Raw genomic sequence first — 22,920 nt, forward strand, 5'->3', positions numbered from 1 at the left:
AGCGGTTCCACACCAAACTACTCCGCAGCATCTGTGCGTCTCTGCGGCCCTTCAGAGCTTGCGCCCATCCCTTTGCCACGCATACACCGTGGTTTCCTGCAGGCGGCTGCCGTCCATGTCCACGTCGGCCGGAGCCATGCAGCAGAACAGCTTGACCAGAGGCTGACCGCCCAGATTGCCGCGCCCGGGATCGCCCAGCAGTATTTCCAGGCCGTCTCTGGCGAGCCTCCCAAACCAGGAAAAAACCTGTGCCGCCAAAGACGGATCAAAGAACATGTCCCCGGCCAGCACCACATCGAAACCCGTTAAAGGGGAACCGATCATGTCGGCCGTCGTGGTCACCAGCGATACGCTGTTGAGGAGCGCATTGATTTGGGTTGCCGTGGCGGCCATGGGGTCGATATCGCAGGCCAAAACACGTTGGGCGCCGGCTTTGGCGGCGGCAACGGCATCAATGCCGCAGCCGGCGCCGAACACAAAAACCCGTCGGCCCGCTACCCCTGCCGCATGGTCCAGCACATGGCGCGCCAGCGCCTGCCCGCCCGCCCAGCAAAAGCCCCAGTAGGGATCTGCAAGGGACAGCTGGGCGAGGTCCTGTTCAGTAGCGGACCACAGGGGACAGGCCGGAGTGATGAGGCGCAGACGGATTTCCGGACACAGCAGCGGGACGGCAACACGCGTGTTGGCGAGGATGAAGGCGTGCCGTTCCATGGACGTTTTCCTCGGCGGCATCATGGCACTGGCGCGCGGCGGCTTCATTTCATGTTGCGCACGCGCACCTCGATCTCGCTTTCCTTCAGCAAATCCACGATTTCCAGCGTGTCCGTATCGCCGTAATGATAGGGATAGAGGATTTCCGGCAGGAAACTTTCGGCCGCGGCGGCAACCATCTGGGGAGACATGGTGTAGGGGAGATTCATGGGCAGAAAAGCGATATCGATCTTTTCCAGCTTTTTCATTTCCGGAATGTTTTCAGTATCTCCGGCAACATACACCCGCTTGTCTGCAAAGGTGATGACGTATCCGTTACCGTTCCCCCTGGGATGATAGGGCACGTCCTTGCTGCGCATGTGCACCAGGTTGTACGCAGGTACGGCTTCAATTTTCAATCCCTGGACGGTCTTGACGTCGCCATTGTTCATGACGAGCGCATCCTTCATTTCTTCAGCGACCGCCTGATTGGCGATCAAAACCGTTTTTTCCCGCCACAGCTGCCGTATGGCTTGAGGATCGTAGTGGTCTTTGTGTTCATGGGTGATGAGAATGATATCCGCTTGCGGCATGGTACTGTAGTCCGCTTCGCGGGTGACAGGGTCGACATGGATGATCTTGCCGTCGAAGGCAAACATCAACGAGCCGTGGCCGATGAAGGCGATCTCAAGATCACCCGCTGAGGTACTGATGTAATCCTTTGCAAATTCCTTTTCCGCCCGGGCCGCAACCGCAGCAGTCAACAGGCAAACGATAGTGACAATCAAGGTAGATTTCTGAATCATTGGGATCTCCTCATTTCTTGCATCCAACCGAACCCATTTGAAATATTTTCCAGGCCCCTGCATGAGAACCTGTTCTCTGTCTTCCACCTTTTGCAAAAGCGCGTTTTAGACTAAGATTTCCCAATGAAACTAGGAGAGGCGATACGGGTTGTCAACACTCATCAGCAGATGGAGAACACGCCATGTTTCCAATGGAATTCGAATACGACATTTTGAGTGGGCTGCCTCTTCCCGGTGAAGAGCGGATCCAGGACCTGCTCGACCTGCTCGAAGCCATCGTCGAACGGCGCATTGTGCCTTACTTCAAAACCAACCGGGGAACCGATCCTTTGAAACTCGGTCGGGTCACCGGCCATTTGAGCCTGCACCGGCTGGAGGACGACCAGGGTCAAAGCCGTGCCATTAGTCTCCTGGGCCGGGAGGACGAGGCATGGAACATCTACATTCACGAGCGCATCTTCGACTATTTGTCCTTTGTATTTCCCAGGGATGCCGATGAGACTTTCGCCAGCGGCACGACTGAAGAACAAAAAATGCTTGCCTTTTGCGAACTGTTGCTGCGCCACCAAGTGGATCACATCCTCTATCCCGAGCGGAGCGAACGCGACATCATTGCCGCCGATGTCGACTTCGCCATGGACCTGCGCAACTCGGACCCGACCCTCTACCGCATGCTGCGCAAATCCCTGACCGATGAACTGAACGGCATCAGAGGAGAGCACTACGTCGCTCTATTGGACAGGGCCGAGCAGGATTTGCCGTATCTCGATATCATCGGCACCCTCATCAATTCATTGGCGGCGACCTTGGCCAACATGCCGGACGCTTTACTGCAGCGGGCCTTTCCTTCTCTGGATGAAGAACTGAAAGCCAGGGTTCTGGGGGAACATTACCGCAGGAGCCGCGACAACACTTTGCCCATCATGCAGCGGGCAGCTTCCCTCAGCAGCGTTCTCCATCTGTTTGCCCTGGTCGCCGCAAAATCCGACCAGGAAGCGAAGGACATATTCCATTCCTTCAAGGACCGCTGGGGACTGGTGGTACTGTTCCGCGAGCTGGGGCTGCCCGAATCGAGCGTCGACGGCAAAGCACCGCAGGACCTTTTCAAACTCTTCATGGGGGCACTGGAACGGTACATCACCCGGGATCAAGGCGTGCCTGCCGCCTACCCGGCTCCCGGCAGCGGGCCGCAGCGTTCCGAGACGCCCGAGCGGAAGCACAAGAGCCTCACGGATCGCATCGAAGAGGCGCGCAACGATCCCAGTGTTCCACGCCGGGTCATGGAGGTCATCGACAAAAACAAGCTGAACGCCGTCGGTCACAGCGGTTCCAAGTACAGTGAACTGATCGAGACGCTGCTGGCGATTCCCTGGGGCAGAATACAGAAGATTGAGGTGGCGCCGGAGGCTTTCGAGGAGGGCCTGAACAAGTCTCATTACGGTTTGCAGCGCCCCAAGGAGACCATCTGTGATTTCTTCACCAACCTCATCTGGCGCTACCAGCGCTTCAACGACGGGCAAGCGTCCTCCTGGCATCGAACCGGCAGTGCCTTCCTGTTCGTTGGACCTCCCGGGGTGGGCAAGACCTCCCTGGCCATCTCCATCGCAAGGAACCTCGGGATCCCGTATCACAAGATATCTCTGGGGGGCATGCGCGATGAAGCCGACATGCGCGGCCACGGATTCACCTACGAAGGGTCCAAGCCGGGAGCCATTGTACAGGGTCTCATCAAAATGGAAGTCATGAACGGAATGTTCATTCTGGACGAGGCGGACAAAACGGAAAAATTTGCCATCGCGACCCTCCTGGAAATCCTCGATCCCGAGCAAAATCATCTATTCCACGACAAGTACACGGAAACGACGGTGGACATCGATCTTTCCAATTGTCATTTTTTACTCACCGCCAACACGCTGGAAGGCGTTCCACCGGTGGTGGCGAACCGATGTGAAATCATTTTTTTAGACCGCTACAGCGTCGAGGAGAAAATTGCCATCGCCCGAGAACACCTGATCAGCCGGGTGCGTGAACGATATCAGATCGATCAGCAGCAGATTTTCTTTGATGAGAAAACCAAGTCGGATCTGCTCAGGTACCTGGTACGAAATTACACCTATGAAGCCGGGGTGCGCGAACTGGAGAGGACCATACGAACTCTTTTCCTGCGCATTCAACGCAAGGAAATTCTCACCAAAGGGGAGCGTTCGGTGCGTATCACCCGGGAGAAGATCAAGGCGTATCTGGATGAACCCATCAAACCCAGGCAAATCAACGAAGACGATCAAAGCGGTGAGATGCTGGGCCTGGGGGTTGATTTGGAAAAGGGTGTGGGGTCCGTGATCCCGATTCAGGCCACGCGCATCGGCATGGGGGCAACCGGCGGCGGCATACGGCGGGCATACCTGAGCATTACTCACGCCACGGGCAACATTGAAAAAATCATGGACGAAAGCCGCAAGGTGGCCACCACCGGAATTTTTCATCGGGCGCGCGCTCTGCATATCGATTTGCAGAGCGAGGAGCCGGTTCATCTGCACTTTATGGGCGGTTCCACGCGCAAGGACGGGCCTTCGGCGGGAGGGGCCATCGCCCTGGCTCTGGCATCGCTGCTGTCGGGGCGCAAGATCCGCAGAGACGTCGCCATGACCGGAGAAATCGACACGCGTGGCAGGATCACATCGGTTGGCGGCTTGGCGCTGAAGATCGAGACCGCTTACAACGCCGGCTGTCGCACGGTGGTCATTCCGCGGGAAAATCTGCACGGCGAAGGCGGCATCGAAAGGTTCCCGCAAGCCTTGAAAGACGAGCTCCAGATCCTCACTTTCGACGAATGGCAGGGAGCGCATGAGCCGTTCGACTATACCAGACACATCCTGCAGGTAGTGGCAGTGGATGACATCGTGCAGGCAGCCCAGGTGGCCTTTATCGACGAAGCGCAACTGGAAAACCTCAAATCGGGCTTCCTCGCCTGTGCCCGCAGCGTATCCGAGCGGTTGAGATGCAAAAATGCCCACTGTGTGAAGATCATGACCCTGATCCAGGTGAAAAACCCGCAGGAACTGGATGTTAGATTGTTGCAGCAGTCCTGGCAGACTGGCCGGGCACTCGCCTTGCTGGTTCCACCGGACACTCACCAGGGCATACTCGAACGGCTGGGGGAGCATTCACAAAGCCTCAAGGTGTATGACTTCGACCCGCGGCGGCAGAACCTTTCAGCCACCGTCCATACAATCCTTCAGGCTGCCCGGGAGGGTCACGAACCCATCGCCAGGCTGAACCTGATCGGCCCTTTCTATTTCCTGAAAAAGTACGGCATCGAGCGCGCCGCCCTGTTGCGGGACGGATCGTGCAGCGAGCTCCGCCTGTTTGCCAATAATTACACGTTGCAGGAGGTCAAAATAAAGGGCTGCAAAGCAGTTCTCGATCAAGTCTTTTCGCTGTTGGGGCGGTTCGATGAAACGGAGCTCAAAGAATGCCCCTTTATCGCGCTCAAAGACGATGTCTATGTGATTGATATGGGTTTTATACCGGAAAAATATCGGCTTGATGTAAAGCGTGCAGAGACCATTTTAAACGAATACCTCATGAGCTGGCTGGAATCGGTGCCCGCTCTGTCCGGCCCTCATCCGGCAACAGGGCGCGACTCCATACATGAACCCGACAACGCATCCAGCAGCTTGTCCGAGAGCTCCCGCGCCCTCGAGGGAGAGGGTGTAGGTGATTGAAATCTCACCCCCTCACCTGAGCTCTCCCCCTCAAGGGAGCGAGGAATTTTGCATTCTCGGGCAAGCGCCCGGGTGACAAATCTTCGAGAAAGGAGTGCGTTATGGGGAAAAAAGTTGAATTGCCTTCAGGATTCGAGGACATGCTTCAATTCGGGTTTATCGAAGCACTGTTGGGGCGACGTTCGCGCCGCTTCCTGATGGGCGGGGAAATTCCCGACGGGGTTTTCGCCTACAAGTCGAAGCACGAGCCCGTGCCTTTATCAGAACTGGAAAAACTTCTTGTCGTAGCTGCGTGCGGGGGCAATACCAGCTGGCATCACCTGCTTTATCGAGCCGCACACTACGCACCCCACCTGTCCAATTATTCGGGAGCTGCCGGGGGCCGCACCTTTCCTTCGGCCGCCGGATTCCACACGAGTAAGACGTTCTTCACCGACGATGGCGGCGTGTACCTGCTGGATGTGCGGGATGCGCCGGCCTTTGCCGAACGGGCCGAAGACGGTTCACTGCAGCTCGACGTCCTGCTGGAAGATTTGCGCAGCCACGTCCGAAAAATATCAGACGGACGGCTTGCACTGCCCCCTGAAACACCCTACGTTGAACCGCACAACACCTGGGTGGTCAATCGCCCCGGAACGCTGCTGGTCATTCCGGTGGGGGACCTGGCCCAACACATGCTCTTGAACATCTGTTACATGCTGCAGAATGGATTAGTCATTGTGGACGATGTCCATGGGCGACAAATTCCAGGAATCGAAAAATTTCAGAGCATCGTTGACATCAACAACACCTGGCCCCTCACCTTTGTGGAACAGCTGTCCATGGCGGAACTGACCGCGGAGCTTTCCACCGGCTGCTATGCCGGAGCTCTCATGCTGCAGGCCATGGGCCTGGGGGGCTGGATGTTCAACGGCATGGACCCTTTTGCGGTGCTCGGAGCAAGCGGCGATGCCACGGTGCGCGGTCTGGGATTTCGCTACGATACGCATGCCCGCTGGCCCTACCCCAACCCGACGGGACTGGCAGGAGCCATGGAGGGTTTTTGCCCGCCGCATTATGATGACATGAAAGCCGCCGTAGAGGCCGTTTGCGATCGTAAGTTCGGCCCGGGCGGGCCGTTTCACGGAGATACGCCGGGACCTTGGAAGGACTCGAGAAGGGTGCGCACCTCGGCTCAGGTGCACAACGAAGAATTTAGAGCCTGCGTAGCATTACAGGCGCAATACATCTTTGATACGTTCGGCAAATTCCCCGGAACTGTGCCGTCCATTTTCCTGATCACCTATCTTCAGGCTCATCACCTGGATCTTGAATTTTACGACACGTTTTACCAGCCGGGGGCTTACTTGCGGACGCATGCCCTGCACATGCAGCGCTGGCATGGGAAAGATACGGTCAAATAGCGACCACGGGAAGACTGACCTGCGACGGTTCAGTCTCCCAGAGCATCGTCGAGTAAGCGCGACAGTACTTTGTTCGCATCGAAACAGGTCTCGGCAATGGCGCGTGCGGTCCGTGCGTGGCGCTCATAGTCGGCTTCCACCTGGCGAATGGCAGAAACCGCCTGTTCGATGGAAGAAAACGCCAGCAGACCTTCTCCAACCGGAAGCACCGGGCGAAAGCCGGTATCCTGTACAATCACAGGCCTTCCGGCGGCAAGATAGCAGGCTGAACGGCAGCTGAACCAGCCGGCCTGGCCAACAACGTAGCCGTTCTTGGCGACGCTCCATTCTCCCTTGGATGACTCAATGTAGCGGCGATAACTGTCAAAATCCGGGCATACAACGGCAGGGTCCACCACCTTCCAGCCCTTGTGTGCCAGAAGCGACCTCGGTGTGTGGCGTGTTTTGCCTTCATTCACGGCGAGTTCAAGCACCGTTGGAGAAACCAGTCGGGGCAGATCGACAAAACGGAGGAATTCGATGTCCTTTTGACCGTAGGTCTGTCCGGCGTAAACCACCGGGTTGTAACTGGTCCAGTTCATCACGGTGGTGAATGCTTCGCGGCGCGGCCTGCCGGGACGCCATTCCGACAGGACCACCGGCTGCCTGGTCGGTCGCCAGCGATGCCCGGTATCCGGAACCGCGGCGGAAAAGCATTCACCAAAGCTGAACAGAACGTCGTGCATGTCGATGAGCTTGCGAAAGTCGCGTTGTCCCCGCGCCAGTTTTACCTGGGTGAATACCGGGTCCGAATCGATGTAGATCAAACGACCGGCGGAGCGGTATTCTTCGGGACGTTCGAGCACACCCGAAATGTTAATGAGCAGGTCCGCCGACCGGATGACCTCCCTGCGCTTTCCATCGGGCAGACCGAACCACTGGGATTCCCAGGGGAAACGATAGGCCCACCGTTCGCCCAGCCCGTAGTGCTCCATGATGTCCGCCAGATACTTTACGTTGAATTCGCAGCCTTTGCTGGTACCGCCTTCCTGAGGATTGTACGGCCATTGCCCCGTGTCTTCAAAATAATAGACATCGTGGCCCAGCCGAGCCAAGCCGAGAACATACTGGAAGTAATCCCAGGCGACACCGCCAAGGGGGTACTGGGCAATGAGCCCGCTCACGATGATGCGCAGAGATGATGTCATACCTGTAAGTGGCCACCTCGGTTCGGTAACGGATGCGCTGCTGGTTTGAATATCGGAACTTCGAATTTCTCCTGCGCCGTCACCCCGGCGCACGCCAAAGGCCAGGAATTTCCAAACATACTTGATTCCAGCCTTTGCCGCAATGGATCACTCATACAGCTTGACGCAATTCTCGGGGAGGTGAAATCCTATCATAAATTGACCCCCGCATCTCTCTATTCATATGGTTGGTCCCTCTATTTATTGACAACCCTCGAATTCCAAAGGTATTGTGCGCATGCTCCGGAGCGGATGCCGCGCAAATCAGAGCGTCAGGCATCAGCTCAGACAAATTTGACAATGGAGCCAGGCAAAATCTTCTCGGTCATTCGGGCGAAGAGCCGCAATGCCGAAACCCGGTGATCGACTGAATGCCTCCCGCTTTAGCGGTATTTCGTCGGCATGACGGTGGGCTATGGGCACCATTGCCGTATTACCGGTTTGCGCTGATGAGCAGGAGAAAAACAACCATGGACCTGCATGCACTTGTGGAAAGAAACATTGACCAGGCTGTCACTTCCATCGTGGCGGTAGAAGCGGGTAAACGCGACCGTTGGATTTCCTATCTCCTGGCCGGTCTCGAGAGATACCTTGGCGAAGACGGCCTGCGGACCGTGCAAAGGCTCATCGACCAGCGGCTGCACAGCGGTTTCTGGTAGCGAGCAGGGGACCCCGCTTGGACTCAGCAGACTCCCCGCCCTGCAGCGTCAGATGTGGGAAGGTCAAAAAAGCGCGGAAGCGAAACCACAACGGCTCATGGAAACACAAACGGAACCAATGAGCATCATGCCACCCGGTAACGCGGCATATTCATCGATCCCTCTGAGATGGGTTCCTTTTGGAAATGCCGCTCGAGCTGTTCATGAGCGCTCATGATCAGATGTTCCGTGGTTTCCCAGGAAATACACGCATCCGAGATGGACACCCCATACTTCATGGCTGCCAGGTCGCCTTTATTTTCCTGATTGCCTTCAAACAGGTTACTTTCAAGCATCAAGCCGATCAGTGCGTCATTGCCGTCGATGCGCTGGTTGATGACATCCTGCCAGACCATCGCCTGGGCCCGATGCTTTTTTCGCGAATTGGCATGCGAACAATCGACCATGATGGTTTCTGCCAGCCCCTTTTCGCGCAACAGGCCGAGTGCCTCCTGAATGCTTACCGAATCATAATTGGGACGTTTACCCCCGCGCAGTACCAGGTGCGTATCCGGATTGCCGGTGGTCGTGACAATGCAGGTTTGACCGTTCTGATCGATGCCCAGAAAACTCTGTGGCGACCCCGCTGCAATCATGGCATTCAAAGCCGTCGCCAGACCGCCGTCGGTACAGTTCTTGAAACCAACCGGCATGGAAAGGCCGCTCGACATCTCCCGATGAGTTTGAGATTCTATGGTGCGGGCTCCGATGGCCGCCCAGCAAACCAGTCCGGCAATGTACTGGGGCGTGATGGGGTCCAGCATTTCAGTGGCGGTCGCAAGCCCCATTTCGGTGATGCGCAGCAACAGACTGCGCGCTATACGCAGTCCGGAAACGATGTCACACGATCCGTCCAGCCACGGATCGTTTATCAGCCCCTTCCAGCCTATGGTCGTTCTGGGCTTTTCAAAATAAACGCGCATTACCAGGTAAAGCGTGTCTTTCACTTTTTCCTTTAACGCCGCCAAGCGCTCGGCGTACTCGATGGCCGCCTTTTCATCATGGATGGAGCACGGACCAACGATGACCAGCAGCCGCCGATCCTGTTTGCGCAATATCTTCTGGATGGCTCCTCGACCTGCTACGACGGTCTGGTAGGCCTGGCTGCTCAGTGGCAGCTCCTCTTTCAGTGTATTGGGTGAAACGAGAGGGATAAATTCTTTTACATGAATGTCATGAGTCGGCTTCATTGTCTTTTCTCCTTGTGAATGGAAGAATAAAAAAACCGTAGGATCGTGCCCTACGGTTCTTAAAAAACAAAAAAGCCGCGGGCTTCACCTGCCTGCGGCTTCTTCACTGCTGGACTTGTTCGCTTCAGCGCACCTCAGGCAGACGAAAGGCATAATAAAAATAATAATAACCAAAAAGCCTGCCGGAATTGAAAGGTGCCACTGTTTTCATCCTTCAAGTAAGAGTGTCAGGGTATCTGACTACAAAATGACAACACGTTTGTCAAGAACTTTGCGTTAAAACGGCAAATTTTTTCCACTGCTCGGAGATCCTGTCACAATGCTTCTCCTGACCCGGTTTGCCGCTTGCGGTGCAGCGCAATCGACCATAAATGACCCCATGGTATGTGTCAATCGCTTTTCCAGATGCGGATGTACACCCCATCCGCAGCTCTCGATTCGATTTCCAGGCGGCCGCCGTTATGCGCCACAACCTTTTTCAACTTGGCCAACTGGTCGGCCGAGCAAACGACCTTGAAACCCTCACCTGAGCGCAAAAACCTGAGGCGCAAACTTGCGTCCAAAAAGCCGGCTCAGCAGTCACCGCGATAGTCGCTCAGATCCTTGTCATTATGGTTCATGGCCGCGGCCGGCATAGCTTTTCGAGCCAATTTGCCGCGCTGGTTCCGATGATCCCGGTCGTCCTCCATCACCTGCTCCCTTTTGACGTATTTCCCGTTTGTTGTCTTTTTCCGTTCCCCGAATCGGTTTCAATGCAGCGGCACAAGCTCTTAGTGCGGTCCCACACAATCAAGCGGCCGAATTCCGCAGGTCCGCTGCATTTCGGAGACTCTATTTGTGTGGAGTTGCACTCAGGTCACGTGCATGATCCGGACAGCCCTCAAAGGACAGGCTTCGATACATTCCCAGCATCCCAGGCACAAGTCATAAAAAATCATTGGCGGTTCAAAAGCGCCATCGATTTGCTTGATCACTTTGTGGCTGCAGGCGAGCACAGCGGCACAAATTCCCTTGTCGGGATTACACCGGTGCGCATCGCAACTTGCATAATCTACCATTGCAAATGACTTTTTTGATTGCAAGTTCATTGTTGTCGGTCAACCTCCACTCGATTCTGTGGCGTCTGATCAAATGTCGTGCTCCAGGTGTATCCCAATACGAGCATCGTAGCCCAGAAAAAGACTCATCACCACAACTCGGTCAAGCAACAAAGCATATCGTTTCACAGTTGCCCTTCCGCCCACTCTATCACCCCAGCAGAAAACAGCCACGGGGTTTGCGCACAGAGACCAGGTGATCTTGCCTATATAAAAATAGGTATTTTTGCCTATAGACATTCGAGAAAAAATGTGGAACGGTCGGCATGTGCCATTCTGAGCGGGAGGGCGTATCAAAACAGAAAAAAATCATCTACCGGCGGCAAAAAGGGGCAAGGGCGGGAAATCCCCCGCCCTTGCCTTTTTTGCGTGCTCGTAAGATTTTGAGTTCTTCCAAGCTGGCAGGCCAGGAGGGATTCGAACCCCCAGCCCCCGGATTTGGAGTCCGGTGCTCTAGCCGTTAGAGCTACTGGCCTGCAAGCGCCCCCTATATAACGTTTTCTCGTTTTGATGTAAAGGGAAATGTTGGCGACGGCTTGATCGGCATTGAACAATCAGGTGAAGATGATTATATATTAATTCATTATACAACACTTCAATATCCATAATACAGGTGAATGCGAACCATGGTCCATAACAACTATTTCCCGACCGTCAGGCAGTTGGTCGTCAGCAGCATGCACGCGCCTCCATGGGGCAGGGGTGCAGGTTTGAGTCAAACCGGACAGAGGAGGAACAGGACGTGAAGATCAAGTATTGTCGCAAGTATGAAAAATATGTCAGTCAACAGCATTGTGAATTCTTCAATGAGGGTTCACGTTGCGAGTTTTATTCACCGGCGCAATGGAACAGCATCAAGGCACTCCAGAACGATGAAAGTCGCCCCAAGTGGGAGATCAACGAAGTCATCAAACCGTTCAAATGCAATCTGCTCGGTCGCGAATACATGAACCAGATGAGTCGTAGACGTCGCGCCAGGAGGAGAGTGTTTGGGGCAACGCTGTAACAGCCGCCGGTCCTCCCCTGGCATCATCACTGCTGTCGCCGGCTGAGTTGCCGCGGATACACACAGGATTCCCGCCCAAAAGCGATCTCTCCCATTGAAGTTGAATGATTTCCTATGATAAGAAGATGAGCCGATTTGTTACCTAGCAACACGGTTCGGCACGAATCGTTATTTGTCATCTCTCTTCATATGCGGTGAGACCAGGTATGTTCAAGAAAATACTCATAGCTAATCGTGGCGAAATAGCCATTCGCATCATGCGCTCAGCCCAGGAGTTGGGCATCAAGACGGTAGCTGTCTACGAAGAAACCGACAAGACGGCCATGCACATCATGCGCGCCGATGAAGCATTCTGTATCGGGTCGGGTCCGCGCAAGGATTATCTCAACATCGAACGAATCATAAACGCCGCCAAGGCTACCGGGGCAGAAGCCATTCACCCGGGCTACGGCTTTCTGGCAGAGAACCCAAACTTTTCCAAGAGGTGCACCGAAGCCGGGCTGGCTTTCATTGGACCGCCGCCGGAAGTGATCAGCGCCATGGGGAGTAAAGTGATTGCCCGCGGCATCATGACGGATGCCAATATACCTGTGATCGCGGGAACTCCCGTACTGCCGGGGGGGGATGCGGGCAAGGAGGCAGCCCTGCAGTTTGCCGAACGCAACGGTTTTCCGATCATGATCAAAGCGGTGGCGGGCGGTGGCGGGCGCGGCATAAGGGCGGTTAAAGACCTCAACGAATTGATCCGGGGACTTGAGCTGGCGCGCTCTGAAGCCCGCATGGCCTTCGGCAACGATGAGATCTACCTGGAGAAAGGATTGCCCTCACCGCGCCATGTCGAAGTACAGATCCTGGCCGATGAATACGGCAACGTCATTCACCTGGGAACGCGCAACTGTTCCATTCAGCGGCGCCATCAAAAGATGGTCGAAATCGCTCCGGCATCGCTTCCCGGCCTGATTCAGGAGCAGATCTGCCAGACCGCTACCGAGGCGGCCAAGGCGGCGCATTACGTCAATGCGGGCACCGTGGAGTTCTTGCTGGATGCTGAAGAGCGCTATTATTTCCTGGAAGTGAACACGCGCATTCAGGTGGAACACACCATCAGCGAAATGATTACCGGCATCGACATCGTGCGCGAGCAGATCCGCATCGCTTCAGGCAAAGCCCTTTCGTTTTCCCAGCGAGACATCCACTTTCGCGGATACGCCATCGAAATCCGTATCAACGCAGAAGATCCCAAAACCAATTTCATGGCAAGCCCCGGTGTCATCCAGATCTATCAGTCCCCGGGCGGCCACGGCATACGCCTGGACGGTGCGGTGTACCAGGGCTATGAGATCCCACGCTATTATGATTCCATGCTGGTCAAGCTGACGGTGTACGGCTTCACCTGGAAAGAAGTGGTGGACCGTTTGCGCAGGGCCTTGGACGGTTTCGGCATTGCAGGAGTGAAAACCACCATCCCCTTTTACAAACAGATTGTGAATGATCCCGATTTCATTGAGCAGCGCTTTGATACTTCCTACATTGAAACGCATCCGCATCTCCTCGAGTATCAGGAAAATGTGCCGGAAATGGAAAAACTCGCGAGTCTTGTTGCCGAAATAAACGCCCTTGGCCACAACCCCTACGCCGAATCTCCTTAACAGGCGGGATGTTTTGCCGGCTTAGCCCAAACCATTTGCAGGAGCTGAATTTATAATGAGCCAACGCGAGCGTATTACCCCCAAGATGAAATCCAGGGAAGTCTTGGACTTCCTGCACAGTTCCCCGGGTTACTTCCTTACCAATAATGAGAGGGACGTATCCCAATCGGATTTTAAAGGACGAATCATGCCGCATACCACTCTCAAGGTGGCCCCTTACCGGGATGAATCGGGTTATTTCGCTTTTGAAATTTCGGGCGGTGCGTCCGTGCACGTGGATTTGCTGAGAAAGCAGATCAATCCCTTCGAAAAACTGCGGCTGATCCGCAAAGCCATGCCCAACACCTTGCTGCAAGCCGTCTGCCGGGGGAGAAACCTGTTTGGCTATCGGCCCTACCCGGATAACGTAATTCGCCAGGCCGTTCGTCTTTTTTCCCGCTACGTGGACGTCTGGCGCGTTTACGATTTTCTAAACCACATTCCTAACCTCAAAGTTGTCGCCGAAGAGGTTCAAAAGGCCGGCAAGATTTTGATGCCCAGTATCTGTTTCAGCACGGGAAGGGGACATACCGACGAGTTTTACCTGGGCAAGGTTGAAGAGATTCTTTCCACAGTGGGAGAAGATGTGATCCTGGGAATCAAGAACCATTCCGCTGTCGGGTCCCCCGCCCGGATAGCGTCCCTGGTCCGCGCACTGCGAGACAGCTTCCCCGGGTTGTTGCTCTCCTACCACGGCCACAATACCGACGGGAACGATCTGAGCCGCATGATCGCCGCGGTGACAGAAGGAGTCAAAATTGTCGAAGTCGCCGACCACGGATATGGCGGGATGTTCAGCCAGGCACCGGCACTTAGCCTGATTCAGAGCCTGCACGACTACGGCATCAAGTCGCCCTGCCTGAAGGTCCATCCGCTGGTCGAAGCTTCAGATATTCTGCGCCGTGAAAGAAGACTTTACGAGCGTTTTGAGACGCCTTATCGAGGATTCGATCCTACCGTCAAACGCCATAAACTAACTGGCGGAGCCGCCAGTATGGCCTTTGAACAGGCTGAAAAGCTGGGACTTTTGGAGCGCGTGCACGAGGTGTTCGACGACCTGAGTAAGGTGAACATCGAATTGGGCAACATCTGGTCCGTCACCCCCGGCAGTCAGATCTTGTGGACTACGGCGGTCAACAATGTCCTGCACGGGCGCTATGAAAAACCATCGGACGACTTGAAGCGACTGCTGCTGGGAAGGTATGGTCCCTTCCCCTTCTACGACCCACAGGAATGGATCTATGAGAAGGTCCTGGAATATCAGAGAACGGACGGCAAGAAATGGTATCAGATCCTGGATGATGAGGCGGGCATTCAGCAATTGGCCGAGGAAAATTTTGATGCCAAGAGGCAGCAGTTGGAAAGGGAACTGAAACGGTCCGCAACGGAGGAAGAATTGTGCCTGTACGTGCAATTCCCGCGGGATGCCCTGGAATATTTTCGCTTCGAGGAGCAGTTCGGCAAGACGTGGCTGCTGCCCCCGGACGTGTGGTTCAAACGGGGCGGATTCGAGGACGGAACCAGAATCACGCTGCCCGATTATGACGGCAAGACACACTACATTGACCTGGTGTCAACCCGCCGCTCCGGAGATGTAGCCCACACTTCGCTGCTGGTCGATTATCACTTTCAGACATACAGTACGGCGCTTCGAACAAAAAAGCTGCAGCCGTGAACTGCGCAGATCCGCCGACCATGCCAGAAAGCTCACTGGGGAGGCGTGGCCTGCAATGTTCCGGCATCCGGCACTCGAGGCGGCAGCCTCAGGCATGCCCCAACAGGCGCATGCGCTCATCCGCCGCGGCAATGCGCTCTTCTTCCAGCTCCGCCCGGCGCCGCCTCAGGTTTTCAAACCGGTTCAGCGCCTCCCGATATTCCTGAGAATCTTTCCGTTCGCTTGCCAGTTGCTCAATGTGCCTCTTCGTTTCCCTTGCCTCGTCACCCAATTGCCGGATGCTGCTCAATACCTCTTCTTCCCTTGGGGTAAAAACGGTCCGCCGTGCAGCACAATCGTATCCTGCCGCAGGCTCGTTCGGGATGGTTTGGCAGCAATCACACGAAACCTGGGCGATAGTCGTCAATGTGTCATTGGTTTGCATGGGGATTCACTCCTTCCCGCGTGCTTACAGCTCGCAAAAATGTTGCAGCAGCCTGCCGGCGTGCGGGCCGAAAACGCCCGGCCGTTAGAAGTTCGTCGCTCCGGCTGTTGGCTGCCAGTACATGTAAAATAATTATTTTCGGGAGAATGGAAAGGGTCGTTTCGGCGAGCGCCGAAAGCCAGGCAGGCAGCCCCACCCGATGCATGCCCGCTGCCTTGGCGGTATGTGCCCGCATGACAATGGGTTATCGGCAAAACTGCCGAATTTAAGCCGTCTTGTTCCTGGTGCCATCGAAGATGAGATCGATGGCCTTTGTCAGCTCATCGGGCGAAATGTTCTGGGACAGCGGCTTGACCACCAGCAGAATTTGCAGGCTGCGCAACAGTCCAACCAGCAGCAGCATAACCCGGTTGAAATCGGCGGTATGCAATTCCCCCTCGGCCATGCCGTCGCGCAGAATCCGCGATAGGCACTCCTCAAATTGCTGATTTCGCTTTTTCAGATCGTATTCAGGCAGAGCCCCGCGGGGACCATAGACCATGGAGTTCACCAGACGCAGGAAATCAATGTTTTGGCGGAACGCATGGTAGATTTCAGTGAACACCTTGGACAAGCGGGCACGCATGTTCCCGGGGGCCGCCGCAGCCTGGTCAAATATGTCAAAAAAAGTCTCGATGGCATCATCCATCAGCTGGATGTAGAGGTCTTCCTTGTTTTTGAAATAGTAGTACAGGGTCGGCTTGGTGACTCCCGCAGCTTCCACAATTTCCCTGACGGACGTTCCCGTATAGCCTTTATTGGCAAAAAGAGCGGCGGCAGCCTTGAGGATGAGCTCCTTTTTCCTGAGGTCCTCTTGGAAACCGTTCTTTTCCGTAGATGTCAAGCTCCAGTTGAAAGGGGTTCTTGCCTGATGTTCATAGCTCGAGTGCATGGTTCACCTCTTTCCCGGCATATCCTGTGCGCAACATGGTGGTGTCTTGACTTATCGGTAAGTATACAAACAGGGAAAACCCCTGTCAACCTCCAACCACACCGACCGATGCCATCGAAAGACTTGCAACTGTCGGGCTGACGGAGCCGAAAGATCAGCGGGCAATCATCGCTCGCATCATGTCACCGGCGTTTTCGGCATGGTTCGACACATCGCCCAGGTACTCGATCAAACGTGTCAAATGGAAAGCCGAAGTGGAATTTTCAAACGGATAGGAAAGCAGATCGGAGAGCAGTTTTCGTTCCACCTGATCCGATTGGAACTCATACTCGCGAATTTCTCGAATAGCGTCTTTCACCTTGTCTCTCTGCTCTTCGGAGAAGTTTGAAAAATACAGGGCTGCCGAATTCACCAGGGGATAGATGGCCTTCAGCACCTCGTTGACTTTTTCCACCATCAACAACAGATCGTCGACCATTTCATCGGGAACATGCGTCTTCCGATAGGAAAGCCAGTGCAGCGCATCCTGCACGGAATCCAGGATCTTGTCCTGCTCGCGCAAGTACCAGAGCAGCTGGAATTTGTCCATGGGCATCAGAATTCCTCGGGGGAGGTGCCCACGGATGTTGCGCTTCACCAGGTCGCCCTGGTTCTCAATGATTGTCACCTGGTTGTGGTGCTTTTCAAATTCCTCGTCACTTTCATCCAGATAAGCCAGGATGGCCAGTTGAAAAATCGGACCCGACTCACGAATGTACTCAGCGTGTTTGAGCAGCCCTTCAAAGGGAGACTGGCGAAAAAGTTTCAACAGAGCTGTACGCATATCTTATCTCCAAATCATAAGAAAATAGCTTCCAAGATCTTAAAAATCACCATACATGGTACTGCGGCCAGAGGCAAGGTGATGAGCCAGTATAGGGTAATCTTTCCAACCACTTTGAAATCGACGGCGGCCAGTCCTCCAGCCAATCCCACCCCAATGACCGCCCCCACGGCGGCATGCGTGGTAGAAACCGGCAGTCCCATTTTAGATGCGATCAACACGGATGTGGCGGTGCCAAAATCCACGGAAAAACCGCGGGTATTGGTCAAGGTGGTGATTCTGGAACCCAATGTTTCGATCACCTTATAACCCCACGTACATACCCCGATGGCGATGAATATCCCTCCCAGAACCAGCAGAAATGTCGGGACGGGAATTGTCTCGGTCAGAGCGTGAGTCTTGAAGATGATATAGATGCCTGCCACCGGCCCCACGGCATTGGCTACGTCATTGGCACCATGGGCCAGGGCCACGTAGCAGGAAGTGAGAATTTGAAACTTTTTAAAGATTTCTTCCACGCCGGCTTCCTCCACTTGTCTTATTGTCCTGCTCAACCAGGATCTGGCGCCAACCCCTATCACCGTCGCAACAGCCAAAGAGACAATCAGGCCGGATCGCACTCCCATATGCAGATTTTCACCGAGGGGCGTTTTGGTCAAGAGTGAAATCAAGATGATGAAAATGGTGCTTCCGAGAAACACGGGAGCCAATTTGAGGGCTGCAAGAAAGGGTTCCGGTCGTCTCAGGATGCTGCCGCGAATGACCACAAAAATCAGATAGGCCAGCAGCCCGGCAAAAATGGGAGAGATGATCCAGCTGAGGATTATGGCGATGATTTTGCCCCACTGGATGGCACCAAAGCCGCCGGCAATGATGCCGAAACCCACCACCGCACCGACAATGGAATGAGTCGTGGAAACCGGGAATTGACTCCAGGTGGCGAAAAACACCCAAAATGCCGCCGACAGCAGTGCGGCGAGCAGCCCCAGCATCATGACCTGCGGATCGGCAATCACCCGAGCCTCGAGAATTTTATGGAGAATGGTTGAGGTGACATGCGATCCGATTACGGTAGCCCCGACAAAATCCAACACCCCGCCGATGATGACCGCCTGCCGCAGGGTGATCGCCTTGGCACCCACGGCGGAAGCCATGGCGTTGGCGACATCGTTTGCACCAATATTCCAGGCCATGTAAACCCCGGCCAGGATTCCAAGCACCAAGATAATTTCAAACATGCAAATCCTTCCACCCTTGCACAAATATTCCCGGTTGGTGAGGGCTGTCAGTGTCGCGAATATTGGCAGAGCGGGAGACCGGTGTCAAATTCTCTTTGCCCTCTCATAGTCCCGATTATTCGAAGTTTTGGTTGTTATTTCAAAGCGTTTGAACGAAAATGTAACACTCCTGTAACATTTCTATCATTGCTTTGTCACAATGAATTGTTTTGCTGGTCGTCTGAACCTGACAGGAGGGCCCCATGGCCAAGACGAGTGTCCTGATTGTTGAGGATGAAGCAGATATTTTAGAATTGTTGAAATATACTATTCAAACGGCAGGTTTTGAGGTTTTAACGGCTGAGGACGGATATGCAGCTCTGAGTTTGGCCAAACGCCGGCTGCCCGATCTCATTTTACTCGATCTCATGCTGCCGGGATTGGATGGATTTGAGATTTGCAAAGAACTGAAACGATCCTCCGAGACCAGGCACATCCCCATCATTATGCTTACGGCCAAAGGTGAGGAAGTGGACCGCATCGTTGGACTCGAGCTGGGTGCCGACGACTACGTGGTGAAGCCGTTCAGCCCCCGCGAGTTGACCTTGCGGATTCGAGCCGTGCTGCGCCGGTCGGGGCTGGAAGAAAGCATGACCCCCATCTGGCAGCAACAGGGGCTGAAAGTCGACATGCAAGCCCATAAGGTCACCATTGACCAAGAAGAAATCGTACTCACGGCAACCGAATTCAAGCTGCTGGTGGAACTGATCCGCAGCGGCGGCAAAGTCCAGACGCGCGATCAGTTGCTTGACCGGGTCTGGGGGTATCAATTTGAGGGCTATGCGCGCACCGTCGACACGCATGTGCGCCGCTTGCGGCAGAAGCTGGGGCACTATTCGGACTGGGTGGAAACCGTGCGCGGTGTGGGCTATCGCTTTAAAGAGTAGCGGATGGATAATCTTTTCAACTCGAAAATGAAGTTGCTGGGCTTTTTTTGGTCGTTCCTGCTCGCTGTTCTGCTGCTGGTGTGCTGGTTCTACTACCGCAACCTCAAGCAGGAGATCAGTGCAGAGGCCCACAAGAACGCCATACAGAACCTCGAGCTCATTCATGGGATGCTGCAGCGCGACGCTGATATCAACGATCAGCAGGCCCTACAGCGCTATTTGCGGCGCATCGGCAGCCGCATGAGCTTTCGTATCACATATGTTGCCAGGGGCGGCATGGTCATTGCCGACTCCCAAGTGCCCCTGTCGAGCCTTGCCAGTCTGGACAACCACGCCGTCAGACCGGAAATCGTGGCGGCCCAGGAACAGGAGGTTGGTCTTTCAACCCGCTACAGCCGAACATCCCAACAGGAACTGATTTATGTCGCCAAGGCCATTCAACCAAGCGGGGGCATCCCTCCGGGGGTCCTTCGGCTGGCGGTTCCCTGGTCCGACTTTCGGGCGAGGTTCGACAGGTACAGTCGGACTTTTGTGTGGGTCATGCTGCTTGCCTTTGCAATCATCGCACTGCTCAGCTACCTTCTCACTCGTCAATTGGACAAGCCCGTAAACACCATGATCGCTGCCATGAACGCAATAGGCGAGGGGAACTACGGACAGCGTCTGCACTTTCAACCCGGTCACGAGTTTTACTCTCTTGCCGGGTCCATCAACGCCATGGCCGACATGATCAGCCGGCAAATCCACACCATCACCGGCCAGAAGCAGCAGCTTGAGGCGGTCTTCCACGGCATGAAGGAAGGCGTGATGGTGCTGGATGCACAGGGCAAACTCAGCGGTGTAAACCGGGCTATGGCGGAGATCATTCCCAACGTTTCCCAAAGCATCGGCCGCCGGCCGCTGGAAGCTACCATGAGCCTGGAATTACAGAGGGCCTGCGATTATGTGCTGTCTCCTTCCAGTGATTTGGACAGCTATCCTTATATGCTGCAGATCACCCTGCACGCTGGGGAAAACATTTATGACGTCAACATCGTCCGGTTGCAGGACCCGCAAGGGGGCATTGGGGCCATCGTGGTGTTTCACGATATCAGCGAGCTCAAGCGCCTGGAGAAAGTACGCCAGGACTTTGTCGCCAATGTCTCCCACGAGCTGCGCACTCCGCTGACATCCATCAAAGGATACGCGGAAACGCTCCTCGCCGAACACGAACAGGGTCCCCAGCCCCTTGCTTCGTTCCTTTCAGTTATACTGAAAAACACCAACCACATGGTCAAAATGGTAGACGATTTGCTCCAACTGGCCAGGCTTGAAGCGCGCTCACACCTGGAAGGAGCCGCGGCGGTCAATGCGGCAGAAGCGCTGGCCGCTGCCTGGAAAGCCTGTGAGCCGCTGGCGCAATCAAAACAGGTCAGACTGACTCACTCCCTGCCGGCTGAGGGGCTGCAGGTAACGGTCGACTTCGACCAGCTCGTGCAGGTTTTTCGCAATTTGTTGGAAAATGCGGTTAGGTACAGTCCCACAGGAGAGATCATCGAGGTGGGTTACACCGATGACCCGAAAAAGGTGACCTTCAGCGTGCGGGATGATGGACCGGGGATCCCCGGACAGCATCAGCACAGAGTTTTCGAGCGCTTCTACCGCGTCGAAAAGCACCGCGGCGCTCAGCCGGGCAGCACCGGCTTGGGATTATCCATCTGCCGCCACATCATTCAGAACAATGGCGGCAGGATATGGGTTAAAAGCCCGGTTGATTTCCAGGAGAATGGAACCATTTTCTATTTCACTTTATTTCATTGAAGAAACTGACTTGTTTGAACGAAGATTTGATTTTGGACTCGGTTTCTTTTGCTTTCTTATTTGACGGTTGGCCAGAGGACAGATAGATGAACAATCCAGTCAAAATGGCTGCAGAGAACCTCAATTTTTATTACGGAAAATTTCAAGCGTTGCAAGGCATCTCACTGCTCTTCCACGAGCGCATGGTCACGGCACTGATCGGGCCGTCGGGGTGCGGCAAGAGCACCTTTCTGCGCTGCCTCAATCGCATGAACGACCTCATCCCCATAAGCCGGGTGGAAGGGACCATACTGCTGGACGGGCACAATATTTACGCTCCCAAGGTCGACGTTGTGGCCTTGCGAAGAAGAGTCGGCATGGTTTTTCAGAAGCCCAATCCTTTTCCCAAGACCATCTTTGAAAACGTGGCCTACGGCCTGCGGGTGAACGGCGTCAAAGACAAGGCGTTTTTGGCCGAACGTGTGGAAAAGAGCCTGCAGCAGGCGGCTCTATGGGATGAAGTGAAAGACCGATTGCATGCAACGGCTTTGGGACTATCCGGCGGGCAGCAGCAGAGGTTGTGCATCGCGCGCGCCCTGGCAGTCGAACCGGAGGTGCTTCTCATGGACGAACCCGCATCTGCCCTGGATCCGATTGCAACACAGAAAATCGAGGACCTGATTCATCAGCTCAAAAAGAATTACACCATCGTCATTGTCACGCACAACATGCAGCAGGCGGCCCGCGTTTCCGACTACACCGCCTTCTTCTACATGGGAAGGCTCATCGAAGTGGACCTTACGGAAACGCTTTTCACTCGACCCCAACATCAGCAAACTGAGGATTACATCACCGGACGGTTTGGCTAGGAGATCGCCCATGGGAAGCCGTTTCCACGAAGAACTGGAACAACTCAAGATGGCTATTTTGCGCATGGCGGCTCTCACCGAGAGAGCCCTGGAAAATGCGCTGCAGTCATTTTTCGACAGAAACGTTGAGCAGGCAAAGGAAGTCATTGCGGGAGATCAGGAAATCAACCTGCTCGAGGTGGACATCGACAAGTACTCCTTGCGACTGCTGGCACTGGATCAGCCAATGGCTTCCGATTTACGGTTCATCGTCGGCTGCATGAGGATCGCCGTGGACCTGGAACGGATTGCCGACCAGGCAGTGAACATAGCGGAACGAACCATCTTTTTGGCAAGCCGCCCACCGTTACCACCCAATCCACAGTTGGAGCAGCTGGCCGACACCGCACTCGATATGCTGAAGACGGTGATCGGCGCATTCGTCAACGGCAACACCGACCAAGCCTATGACGTTTGTCAGATGGACGATACCGCTGATGAATTGAATGCCGCCATTCTCAAGAATCAGATCAAGTATATCTTGCATGCAGTGCCTGCAGTGGAGCGATCGGTACAAACCATCATCGCCGCCAGGTGCATCGAGCGGGCGGCCGACCAGGCGACCAACATCGCCGAGAGCGTCATATTCATCGTTAAAGGGGTGAACATCAAACATCACTGCGAAAGTTAGCGTGGAGCACGGGGCTGGGAGCTTGACGCATAGAGTTTCCCTCATTTCACTGGGCT

20 protein-coding genes and 1 tRNA gene are annotated in these 22,920 nt (G+C 54.8%); 10 read left to right on the forward strand and 11 right to left on the reverse strand.

Annotated features, from left to right (window positions below; translation table 11 throughout):
• Positions 1 to 51: 51 nt before the first annotated feature.
• Entirely contained in the window at positions 52 to 711 is a 660-nt protein-coding gene (locus tag K1V27_RS12395; protein WP_258930316.1) for a class I SAM-dependent methyltransferase, read from the reverse strand.
• 44 nt (positions 712 to 755) lie between these two features.
• On the reverse strand, positions 756 to 1,496 hold the full coding sequence (locus K1V27_RS12400) for an MBL fold metallo-hydrolase (RefSeq protein WP_258930317.1): 741 nt from the start codon (positions 1,494 to 1,496) through the stop codon (positions 756 to 758).
• 182 nt (positions 1,497 to 1,678) lie between these two features.
• Between K1V27_RS12400 and K1V27_RS12405 the strand changes: the two genes are divergently transcribed.
• Together K1V27_RS12405 and K1V27_RS12410 are read left to right on the forward strand one after the other, a co-directional pair.
• Positions 1,679 to 5,221 carry a S16 family serine protease gene (locus tag K1V27_RS12405; protein WP_258930318.1) on the forward strand — a complete coding sequence of 1,181 codons (3,543 nt, stop codon included), beginning with the start codon at positions 1,679 to 1,681 and terminating at the stop codon, positions 5,219 to 5,221.
• Between the two features lie 101 nt (positions 5,222 to 5,322).
• On the forward strand, positions 5,323 to 6,624 hold the full coding sequence (locus K1V27_RS12410) for a hypothetical protein (protein WP_258930319.1): 1,302 nt from the start codon (positions 5,323 to 5,325) through the stop codon (positions 6,622 to 6,624).
• A gap of 29 nt (positions 6,625 to 6,653) precedes the next feature.
• Here K1V27_RS12410 and K1V27_RS12415 read toward each other — a convergent pair whose 3' ends face one another.
• A complete protein-coding gene (locus K1V27_RS12415; RefSeq protein WP_258930320.1) occupies positions 6,654 to 7,811 on the reverse strand; it encodes a glycosyltransferase in 1,158 nt (385 codons plus the stop codon).
• A gap of 509 nt (positions 7,812 to 8,320) precedes the next feature.
• On the opposite strand from K1V27_RS12415, the gene K1V27_RS12420 reads away from it, so the two are divergent.
• On the forward strand, positions 8,321 to 8,509 hold the full coding sequence (locus K1V27_RS12420; RefSeq protein WP_258930321.1) for a hypothetical protein: 189 nt from the start codon (positions 8,321 to 8,323) through the stop codon (positions 8,507 to 8,509).
• 125 nt (positions 8,510 to 8,634) lie between these two features.
• Here K1V27_RS12420 and K1V27_RS12425 read toward each other — a convergent pair whose 3' ends face one another.
• The 4 genes from K1V27_RS12425 to K1V27_RS12435 all read right to left on the reverse strand — a co-directional run bounded on the left by K1V27_RS12425 (position 8,635) and on the right by K1V27_RS12435 (position 11,311).
• Positions 8,635 to 9,738: a 3-deoxy-7-phosphoheptulonate synthase gene (locus K1V27_RS12425; protein WP_258930322.1), complete on the reverse strand. Its 1,104-nt coding sequence runs from the start codon at positions 9,736 to 9,738 to the stop codon at positions 8,635 to 8,637.
• A 389-nt stretch (positions 9,739 to 10,127) separates the two neighbouring features.
• Positions 10,128 to 10,289 carry an ATP-binding protein gene (locus K1V27_RS12430; RefSeq protein WP_258930323.1) on the reverse strand — a complete coding sequence of 54 codons (162 nt, stop codon included), beginning with the start codon at positions 10,287 to 10,289 and terminating at the stop codon, positions 10,128 to 10,130.
• A 300-nt stretch (positions 10,290 to 10,589) separates the two neighbouring features.
• Positions 10,590 to 10,826: a 4Fe-4S binding protein gene (locus K1V27_RS22800; protein ID WP_353740567.1), complete on the reverse strand. Its 237-nt coding sequence runs from the start codon at positions 10,824 to 10,826 to the stop codon at positions 10,590 to 10,592.
• 408 nt (positions 10,827 to 11,234) lie between these two features.
• A tRNA-Trp gene (locus K1V27_RS12435) sits at positions 11,235 to 11,311 on the reverse strand.
• Positions 11,312 to 11,577: 266 nt separating this feature from the next.
• Between K1V27_RS12435 and K1V27_RS12440 the strand changes: the two genes are divergently transcribed.
• The 3 genes from K1V27_RS12440 to K1V27_RS12450 all read left to right on the forward strand — a co-directional run bounded on the left by K1V27_RS12440 (position 11,578) and on the right by K1V27_RS12450 (position 15,204).
• Entirely contained in the window at positions 11,578 to 11,841 is a 264-nt protein-coding gene (locus tag K1V27_RS12440; protein WP_258930324.1) for a hypothetical protein, read from the forward strand.
• Between the two features lie 206 nt (positions 11,842 to 12,047).
• A complete protein-coding gene (locus K1V27_RS12445) occupies positions 12,048 to 13,490 on the forward strand; it encodes an acetyl-CoA carboxylase biotin carboxylase subunit (protein ID WP_258930325.1) in 1,443 nt (480 codons plus the stop codon).
• A gap of 55 nt (positions 13,491 to 13,545) precedes the next feature.
• Positions 13,546 to 15,204 carry a pyruvate carboxylase gene (locus tag K1V27_RS12450; protein WP_258930326.1) on the forward strand — a complete coding sequence of 553 codons (1,659 nt, stop codon included), beginning with the start codon at positions 13,546 to 13,548 and terminating at the stop codon, positions 15,202 to 15,204.
• Positions 15,205 to 15,292: 88 nt separating this feature from the next.
• Here K1V27_RS12450 and K1V27_RS12455 read toward each other — a convergent pair whose 3' ends face one another.
• The 4 genes from K1V27_RS12455 to K1V27_RS12470 form a co-directional block, all read right to left on the reverse strand.
• Positions 15,293 to 15,628, reverse strand: a complete 336-nt coding sequence (locus K1V27_RS12455; RefSeq protein WP_258930327.1) for a hypothetical protein — start codon at positions 15,626 to 15,628, stop codon at positions 15,293 to 15,295.
• A gap of 265 nt (positions 15,629 to 15,893) precedes the next feature.
• Positions 15,894 to 16,559 (reverse strand): TetR/AcrR family transcriptional regulator, encoded by a 666-nt coding sequence (locus K1V27_RS12460; RefSeq protein ID WP_258930328.1) that lies wholly within the window; start codon positions 16,557 to 16,559, stop codon positions 15,894 to 15,896.
• A 154-nt stretch (positions 16,560 to 16,713) separates the two neighbouring features.
• The gene (locus K1V27_RS12465; protein ID WP_258930329.1) at positions 16,714 to 17,382 is read right to left on the reverse strand and encodes a TIGR00153 family protein; all 669 of its coding nucleotides are present in this window, start codon (positions 17,380 to 17,382) and stop codon (positions 16,714 to 16,716) included.
• Positions 17,383 to 17,396: 14 nt separating this feature from the next.
• Positions 17,397 to 18,620 (reverse strand): inorganic phosphate transporter, encoded by a 1,224-nt coding sequence (locus tag K1V27_RS12470; RefSeq protein ID WP_258930330.1) that lies wholly within the window; start codon positions 18,618 to 18,620, stop codon positions 17,397 to 17,399.
• A gap of 242 nt (positions 18,621 to 18,862) precedes the next feature.
• On the opposite strand from K1V27_RS12470, the gene K1V27_RS12475 reads away from it, so the two are divergent.
• The 4 genes from K1V27_RS12475 (at position 18,863) to phoU (ending at position 22,864) form a co-directional block, all read left to right on the forward strand.
• Positions 18,863 to 19,546, forward strand: a complete 684-nt coding sequence (locus tag K1V27_RS12475; RefSeq protein WP_258930331.1) for a response regulator — start codon at positions 18,863 to 18,865, stop codon at positions 19,544 to 19,546.
• A gap of 3 nt (positions 19,547 to 19,549) precedes the next feature.
• A complete protein-coding gene (locus K1V27_RS12480) occupies positions 19,550 to 21,346 on the forward strand; it encodes an ATP-binding protein (protein WP_258930332.1) in 1,797 nt (598 codons plus the stop codon).
• Between the two features lie 86 nt (positions 21,347 to 21,432).
• Complete coding sequence (gene pstB / locus K1V27_RS12485; protein ID WP_258930333.1) at positions 21,433 to 22,194, forward strand: phosphate ABC transporter ATP-binding protein PstB; 762 nt, start codon at positions 21,433 to 21,435, stop codon at positions 22,192 to 22,194.
• Between the two features lie 10 nt (positions 22,195 to 22,204).
• Positions 22,205 to 22,864 carry a phosphate signaling complex protein PhoU gene (gene phoU / locus K1V27_RS12490; RefSeq protein ID WP_258930334.1) on the forward strand — a complete coding sequence of 220 codons (660 nt, stop codon included), beginning with the start codon at positions 22,205 to 22,207 and terminating at the stop codon, positions 22,862 to 22,864.
• Positions 22,865 to 22,920: the final 56 nt, after the last annotated feature.

This window comes from Desulfoferrobacter suflitae (assembly GCF_022603395.1).
GTDB lineage: Bacteria > Desulfobacterota > Syntrophobacteria > Syntrophobacterales > Syntrophobacteraceae > Desulfoferrobacter > Desulfoferrobacter suflitae.

What these genes read in the sequence shown, in the direction of transcription:
- phoU (WP_258930334.1), top strand. Translation starts at nt 22,205, where the DNA reads ATGGGAAGCCGTTTCCACGAAGAACTGGAACAACTCAAGATGGCTATT.
- K1V27_RS12410 (WP_258930319.1), top strand. Translation starts at nt 5,323, where the DNA reads ATGGGGAAAAAAGTTGAATTGCCTTCAGGATTCGAGGACATGCTTCAA.
- pstB (WP_258930333.1), top strand. Translation starts at nt 21,433, where the DNA reads ATGAACAATCCAGTCAAAATGGCTGCAGAGAACCTCAATTTTTATTAC.
- K1V27_RS12445 (WP_258930325.1), top strand. Translation starts at nt 12,048, where the DNA reads ATGTTCAAGAAAATACTCATAGCTAATCGTGGCGAAATAGCCATTCGC.
- K1V27_RS12465 (WP_258930329.1), bottom strand. Translation starts at nt 17,382, where the DNA reads ATGCGTACAGCTCTGTTGAAACTTTTTCGCCAGTCTCCCTTTGAAGGG.
- K1V27_RS12480 (WP_258930332.1), top strand. Translation starts at nt 19,550, where the DNA reads ATGGATAATCTTTTCAACTCGAAAATGAAGTTGCTGGGCTTTTTTTGG.
- K1V27_RS22800 (WP_353740567.1), bottom strand. Translation starts at nt 10,826, where the DNA reads ATGAACTTGCAATCAAAAAAGTCATTTGCAATGGTAGATTATGCAAGT.
- K1V27_RS12395 (WP_258930316.1), bottom strand. Translation starts at nt 711, where the DNA reads ATGGAACGGCACGCCTTCATCCTCGCCAACACGCGTGTTGCCGTCCCG.
- K1V27_RS12460 (WP_258930328.1), bottom strand. Translation starts at nt 16,559, where the DNA reads ATGCACTCGAGCTATGAACATCAGGCAAGAACCCCTTTCAACTGGAGC.
- K1V27_RS12450 (WP_258930326.1), top strand. Translation starts at nt 13,546, where the DNA reads ATGAGCCAACGCGAGCGTATTACCCCCAAGATGAAATCCAGGGAAGTC.
- K1V27_RS12455 (WP_258930327.1), bottom strand. Translation starts at nt 15,628, where the DNA reads ATGCAAACCAATGACACATTGACGACTATCGCCCAGGTTTCGTGTGAT.
- K1V27_RS12425 (WP_258930322.1), bottom strand. Translation starts at nt 9,738, where the DNA reads ATGAAGCCGACTCATGACATTCATGTAAAAGAATTTATCCCTCTCGTT.
- K1V27_RS12400 (WP_258930317.1), bottom strand. Translation starts at nt 1,496, where the DNA reads ATGATTCAGAAATCTACCTTGATTGTCACTATCGTTTGCCTGTTGACT.
- K1V27_RS12415 (WP_258930320.1), bottom strand. Translation starts at nt 7,811, where the DNA reads ATGACATCATCTCTGCGCATCATCGTGAGCGGGCTCATTGCCCAGTAC.
- K1V27_RS12475 (WP_258930331.1), top strand. Translation starts at nt 18,863, where the DNA reads ATGGCCAAGACGAGTGTCCTGATTGTTGAGGATGAAGCAGATATTTTA.
- K1V27_RS12405 (WP_258930318.1), top strand. Translation starts at nt 1,679, where the DNA reads ATGTTTCCAATGGAATTCGAATACGACATTTTGAGTGGGCTGCCTCTT.
- K1V27_RS12420 (WP_258930321.1), top strand. Translation starts at nt 8,321, where the DNA reads ATGGACCTGCATGCACTTGTGGAAAGAAACATTGACCAGGCTGTCACT.
- K1V27_RS12470 (WP_258930330.1), bottom strand. Translation starts at nt 18,620, where the DNA reads ATGTTTGAAATTATCTTGGTGCTTGGAATCCTGGCCGGGGTTTACATG.